The sequence below is a fragment of the Thioalkalivibrio sp. XN8 genome (genome assembly GCF_011058255.1).
Lineage (GTDB): Bacteria > Pseudomonadota > Gammaproteobacteria > Steroidobacterales > XN24 > XN24.
In genome coordinates this window covers 21312-27666 of the sequence record NZ_JAALFH010000023.1, presented here as the reverse complement: position 1 = coordinate 27666, position 6355 = coordinate 21312, and the positions used below count along the sequence as shown (strand labels likewise).

General features: G+C 69.5%; 4 protein-coding genes. 2 read left to right on the top strand and 2 right to left on the bottom strand.

The features are described from left to right. Positions 1-654: ATP-binding cassette domain-containing protein (locus G6N75_RS03050; RefSeq protein ID WP_165346597.1), on the top strand; the 654-nt coding region annotated here is incomplete at its 5' end. Continuing rightward, positions 651-2312, top strand: coding sequence for a thiol reductant ABC exporter subunit CydC (gene cydC, locus G6N75_RS03045; protein WP_165346596.1), 1662 nt, complete (start codon positions 651-653; stop codon positions 2310-2312). The genes G6N75_RS03050 and cydC, both read left to right, overlap by 4 nt. A gap of 21 nt (positions 2313-2333) precedes the next feature. On the opposite strand, the gene lon is transcribed toward cydC, so the two are convergent. Both lon and clpX read right to left on the bottom strand, forming a co-directional pair. Then, entirely contained in the window at positions 2334-4766 is a 2433-nt protein-coding gene (gene lon, locus G6N75_RS03040) for an endopeptidase La (RefSeq protein WP_346765478.1), read from the bottom strand. Between the two features lie 189 nt (positions 4767-4955). After that, entirely contained in the window at positions 4956-6263 is a 1308-nt protein-coding gene (gene clpX / locus G6N75_RS03035; protein WP_165346594.1) for an ATP-dependent Clp protease ATP-binding subunit ClpX, read from the bottom strand. Positions 6264-6355: the final 92 nt, after the last annotated feature.

Sequence of the window (6355 nt, the reverse complement as noted above, 5' to 3'; positions counted from 1 at the left end):
GGGCGCCCGGCCCTGTTCGACGGGTTGGCCATGGCGGCCGCCGCGGGCGAGAAGCTGGTGCTCTACGGCCCGAGCGGCTCCGGCAAGTCCACGTTGCTGGGTATCGTCGGCGGCTTCCTGGCGCCGGACGCCGGCGACGTGGCCTATGACGACGTCCCTGTCGACGCCCTGACCCGGCGCCAGCTCAGCGCGGTGCGCGGCTATCTCGGCCAGCAGCCCTTCCTGCAGGCCGGCACCATCCGGGAGAACATCACCCTCGGCCAGCCGGCCGAAGACGCCGCCCTGGCGCGCGCGCTGGCCCTGGCGGGGCTCGAGGAGTTCATCGACCGCCTGCCTGGCGGGCTCGAGACGCCGCTGGGCCAGGACGGGCTCGGCGTGTCGGGCGGCCAGGCGCGGCGCATCGCGCTGGCGCGCGTGCTGCTGCACCCGCGGCCGCTGCTCCTGCTCGACGAGCCGACGGCCAGCCTGGATGCCGCTACGGAGCGGCGCTTCTGGGCCGACCTGGACCGGGCGCTGGCCGCCCGGCCGATGACCGTGATCTGCGCCAGCCACAGCCCGCTGGCGCTCGAGTGGGCCGACCGCGCGGTCGAACTGGGACCGGTCCTGGGGACTGTCCCCAGGACCGGTCCCGACGCTTCGGCGGGGGAACCATGAGCGGCCGACCGCACCCCGACCGACTCCCGCTCGGTGCGCTGCTGGGCCGGCGCCGCGGCTGGCTCATCGCCGGCCTCGGGCTGATCCTGCTCAGCCTGTTTGCCGGCGTCGTGCTGCTGGCGCTGTCGGGCTGGTTCATCACCGCCAGCGCCCTGGCCGGGCTGGGCCTGATCGCGATGATCGATATTTTCGCGCCCGGCGCCGGCATCCGCCTGGCGGCAATCACCCGCACCGTGGCTCGCTACGGCGAGCGCCTGGTCACCCACGAGGCGACCTTCCGCCTGCTGGCGGACCTGCGGCTGGCACTGTTCGAGCGCCTGCTGCGCCTCGACGAGGCACAGCTGCGCGGGCTGCGGCGGGGCGATACCCTGAACCGCCTCACGGCCGACGTGGATACGCTGGATCACCTCTTTCTCGGCGTCATCGGCCCGGGGGTCTCGGCCTTCCTGCTGACCATCCTCGCCGGCCTGCTGGCGGCGCTGTGGGTGGATCCCGGCGTGGCGCTGGGGCTCACCCTGCTGCTGCTGGCCGGGAACCCGCTGGTGGCGGAAACCGCGCGGCGCCGGGGCCTGGCCGCCAGCCGCGGCGTGGTCGCGGCCCTGCCGGCGCTGCGGCGGGAAGCCGGCGAGGGCCTGGAGGGGCTGCAGGAACTGGTGGCTTTCGATCTCGGGGCGGCGCAGCGAGCCCGCGTCGAGACGCGTTCGGCCGCACTGGTCGGCTTGCAGGAACGCCTGCAGCGGCTCGACGCCGTCAGCCAGGCGGGGGTCACGCTGGCGGGCCTGGCCGCCACCTGGCTGGCGCTGCTGCTGGGCATCGGCCTGCTGGGCGACGGCGCGATCAGCGGCCCGGTGCTGGGCCTGCTGGTGCTCGGCATGCTGGCCCTCGGCGAGGCCTGGCAGCCCCTGCCGGGCGCGTGGCGCCGGCTGGAGCAGTGTCGCGGCGCCGCCGCGCGCCTGGGCGAGACCTGGCACCAGGGGCCGCAACTGCCCGTCGCGACCGCACCCCTGCCCGCTTGCGGCCAGGGCCTGGAACTCGAGGCCGTGGATTTTCGCTACCGGCCGGACCTGCCCAAGGTGCTGGACGGGTTCTCCCTGCGGATCGAACCGCGCGAGCGCATCGCCCTGGTGGGACCGAGCGGCGCCGGCAAGAGCACGCTGGCGATGCTGCTGATGCGCCAGCTGGACCCGCAGTCAGGTGCCGTGCGGCTGGACGGCGTGGACCTGCGCGAACTCGATCCCGACAGCCTGCGCCGCCACGTCGGGCTGCTGGCGCAGCGCCCGGTACTGTTTCGCGACACCCTCGCCGAAAACCTGCGCCTGGCGCGCCCCGAGGCCGGCGAAGGCGAGCTGCGCCACGCCCTGGAGGTGGCCGGGCTGGGGCAATTCGTCGCCGGGCTGGCGAACGGGCTGGAGACCTGGATCGACGAGGCCGGCACCAATCTCTCGGGCGGCGAAGCCCGCCGGGTCGCGCTGGCGCGGCTGGTGCTGACGGATTGCCCGGTGGTGATCCTGGACGAACCGACCACCGGGCTGGACGAGGGCACGGCCCGCGGCCTGGCGCGCACGCTGGACCGCTGGCTCGAGGGCCGGACCGCCGTGATGATCACGCACGACCCGGAGCTGCTGCCACGCTACGACAGGCTCATTCGCCTCGACTGATCGCTGATCCGGCGCGGCAGATCAGTGGGCGTGCACGCCCTTGCCTTCGCCCTTGGCCTCGCTGGCCTTGGGCGGCTCCTCCGGGGCGACGTCCGCGGCCGGCTCGGGCAGGTGCGTCAGCGCCACCTCTAACACCTGGTCGATCCACTTCACCGGCCGGATCTCGAGCTTGCCCTTGATGTTCTTCGGGATGTCGGCGAGGTCCTTCTCGTTCTCCTCCGGGATCAGCACCACCTGGATGCCGCCGCGGTGGGCCGCCAGCAGCTTTTCCTTCAGCCCGCCGATGGGCAGCACTTCGCCGCGCAGGGTGATCTCGCCCGTCATGGCGACGTCCGAGCGCACCGGGATGCCGGTCAGCGCCGAGACCAGCGCCGTGCACATGCCGATGCCCGCGCTGGGGCCGTCCTTCGGCGTGGCGCCCTCGGGCACGTGGATATGCACGTCCCGGTTGGCGTGGAAGTCGGGATCGACGCCGAGCACCCGGGCACGGCTGCGCACCACCGTCATCGCGGCCTGGATCGACTCCTTCATCACGTCGCCCAGCGTGCCGGTGTGGATCAGCTTGCCCTTGCCGGGGATGGTGGCGGCCTCGATGGTGAGCAGCTCGCCGCCGACCTCGGTCCACGCCAGGCCCGTGACCTGGCCGACGCGGTCGGTTTCCTCGGCGCGGCCGAAGCGGAAGCGCTTCACGCCCAGGTACTTCTCGATGCCGGCCGGCTTCACGGCGACCTTCTTCACGTCCTTGTCGAGCACCATCTCCTTCACCGCCTTGCGGCAGATCCGGGCCAGCTCGCGCTCGAGATTCCGGACGCCGGCCTCGCGGGTGTAGTGGCGGATGATGTCGCGGATGGCCGCATCGCTGATCACCAGCTCGCCTTCCTTCAGCCCGTTGTTCTTGACCTGCTTCGGCACCAGGTAGCGCTTGGCGATGTTCAGCTTCTCGTCCTCGGTGTAACCCGGGATGCGGATCACTTCCATGCGGTCGAGCAGCGGCGCCGGGATGTTCAGGCTGTTGGCGGTGCAGATGAACATGGTCTCCGACAGGTCGAAGTCCACCTCGAGGTAGTGATCGTTGAAGCTCGAGTTCTGTTCCGGGTCCAGCACCTCGAGCAGCGCCGAGGACGGATCGCCGCGGAAGTCCATCGACATCTTGTCCACTTCGTCGAGCAGGAACAGCGGGTTCCGCACGCCGGTGCGCGACATGTTCTGGATGATCTTGCCCGGCATGGAGCCGATGTAGGTGCGGCGGTGGCCGCGGATCTCGGCCTCGTCGCGCACGCCGCCGAGGCTCATGCGCACGAACTTGCGGTTGGTGGCCCGCGCAATGCTCTTGCCCAGCGAGGTCTTGCCCACGCCCGGCGGCCCGACCAGGCAAAGGATCGGGCCCTTCTGCTTCTTCACGCGCTGCTGCACGGCCAGGTACTCGACGATGCGCTCCTTGACCTTCTCCAGCCCGTAGTGGTCCTCTTCCAGCACCTTCTCGGCGCGCGCCAGGTCCTTCAGGACCCGCGTGCGCTTCTTCCACGGCGCCTTCACCAGCCAGTCGATGTAGTTGCGCACCACGGTGGCCTCGGCCGACATGGGCGACATCATCTTCAGCTTGTTCAGCTCGGAGGTGGCCTTCTCCTTGGCCTCGGCCGGCATGCCGGCGGTCTCGATCTTCTTCTCGAGCTCCGCAACCTCGCTGGCCTCCTCGTTCATGTCACCCAGTTCCTTCTGGATGGCCTTCATCTGTTCGTTGAGGTAGTACTCGCGCTGGCTCTTCTCCATCTGCTGCTTGACGCGGCCGCGCACGCGCTTCTCGATCTGCAGCACGTCGATCTCGCCCTCGATCAGCGCCATCACCAGCTCCAGCCGCTCGCGGACGGAGGCGGTCTCGAGCACGCGCTGCTTGTCGGCCAGGCGCAGGGACATGTGCGCCGCCACGGTGTCGGCGAGCCGGCCCGGGTGGTCGATGCCCGACAGCGAGGTCAGGATCTCCGGCGGCACCTTCTTCGACAGCTTCACGTAGTTCTCGAACTGGGCCACGACCGAGCGCGTCAGCACCTCGATCTCGCGGTCGTCGGGCTCGTCCGTGTCCTCGAGGACCTCGATGTCGGCCGTGAAGTACTCGCCCTCGCGGACGTTCTTCAGGGCGACGCGCTCGCCGCCCTCGACCAGTACCTTCACGGTGCCGTCGGGCAGTTTCAGCAGCTGCAGGATGGTCGCCAGGGTACCGAACTCGTACACGTCCCCCGGCCCCGGCTCGTCCACGTCGGCCTGCTTCTGGGCCACCAGCACGATCTGCTTGCCCGCCTGCATCGCCTGGTTGAGGGCCTGGACCGAGCGGTCCCGGCCGACGAACAGCGGGATGACCATGTGCGGGTAGACCACCACGTCCCGCAGCGGCAGCAGGGGGGCGCCGGATTCGGGCACCTGGGGGGTCGCGGGGGTCTGGGTGCTGTCTTCTGCCACGTGGGGAGTCTCCTGGATGCTCAATGACGCCGGGCCGAGCCATGGGGCCGGCATGGCCTAGTTATGGGGGCCGGGGTCCAATTAATCAAGGGCCGGGGACTGTCCCCAACTGCTGGGGACAGTCCCCAATAATGCTAGGGGGTTGTTTTTCCGAGCAATGATGTAGCTGGGGACAGTCCCCAGCCGAGGCTACAGAGCCGAGCCGGTCGGCCGGCGCTCTTCGCGGCGGGACTCGTCGGACTCGAACATCATGTACGGCTTGTTTTCGCCGTTCACGACGGTCTCGTCCACCACGACCTTGGTGACGTCCTCCATGGACGGCAGGTCGTACATGGTGTCCAGCAGCACGTTCTCGAGGATGGTGCGCAGGCCCCGGGCGCCCGTCTTGCGGGCCATGGCCTTGCGCGCCAGCGCCCGCAGGGCGTCGTCGCGGAACTCGAGCTCGGCGCCCTCCATCTCGAACAGGCGGCGATACTGCTTGGTCAGCGCGTTCTTCGGCTCCACCAGGATGCGGATCAGCGCCTCCTCGTCGAGCTCTTCCAGGGTCGCGACCACCGGCAGGCGGCCGACGAACTCGGGAATCAGGCCGAACTTGATCAGGTCCTCCGGCTCGACCTCGTGGAACAGCTCGCCGGTGGACTTCTGCTCGCTCTGGCCCTTCACCTCGGCGGCAAAGCCGATCCCGCTCTTCGAGGAGCGGTTGGAGATGATCTTCTCCAGGCCGGCGAAGGCGCCGCCACAGATAAACAGGATGTTGCGGGTGTCGACCTGCAGGAACTCCTGCTGGGGGTGCTTGCGGCCGCCCTGCGGCGGGACCGAGGCCACCGTGCCCTCGATCAGCTTCAGCAGGGCCTGCTGCACGCCCTCGCCCGACACGTCACGGGTGATCGAGGGGTTGTCCGACTTGCGCGAGATCTTGTCGATCTCGTCGATGTAGACGATGCCGGTCTGCGCCCGCTCGACGTCGTAGTCGCACTTCTGCAGCAGCTTCTGGATGATGTTCTCCACGTCCTCGCCGACGTAGCCCGCCTCGGTCAGCGTGGTGGCGTCGGCGATGGTGAATGGGACGTTCAGCAGCCGCGCCAGCGTCTCGGCCAGCAGGGTCTTGCCGCAGCCGGTGGGGCCGATCAGCAGGATATTGCTCTTGGCCAGCTCGACTTCGTCGTTGCGGCCGGCGCGCTCGCCGCTGCGGCTCTCGAGGCGCTTGTAGTGGTTGTAGACCGCGACCGAGAGGACCTTCTTGGCGGCGGACTGGCCGATCACGTACTGGTCGAGGACCCCGTAGATTTCCTGCGGCCGGGGCAGCTTGCTCCGGGCGCCCTCGTCCTTGTCCTCGAGCTCCTCGCGGATGATGTCGTTGCAGAGCTCGACGCACTCGTCGCAGATGAACACCGACGGCCCGGCGATCAGCTTCCGCACCTCGTGCTGGCTCTTGCCGCAGAAGGAACAGTAAAGCAGCTTGCCGTCTTCGTGCTTGCCGCGGGAATCGTCAGCCATGCGTGGACCTCGAGATAAGAGCTTTTGTGCGGCCGCTCAGAGCGTTACCGGCAGCGACTATATAGCACGGCCCCGCCGCCCGCTGCAAAAAG

Coding starts and splice junctions, on each gene's coding strand:
- cydC (WP_165346596.1), top strand. CDS start 651: ATGAGCGGCCGACCGCACCCCGACCGACTCCCGCTCGGTGCGCTGCTG.
- clpX (WP_165346594.1), bottom strand. CDS start 6,263: ATGGCTGACGATTCCCGCGGCAAGCACGAAGACGGCAAGCTGCTTTAC.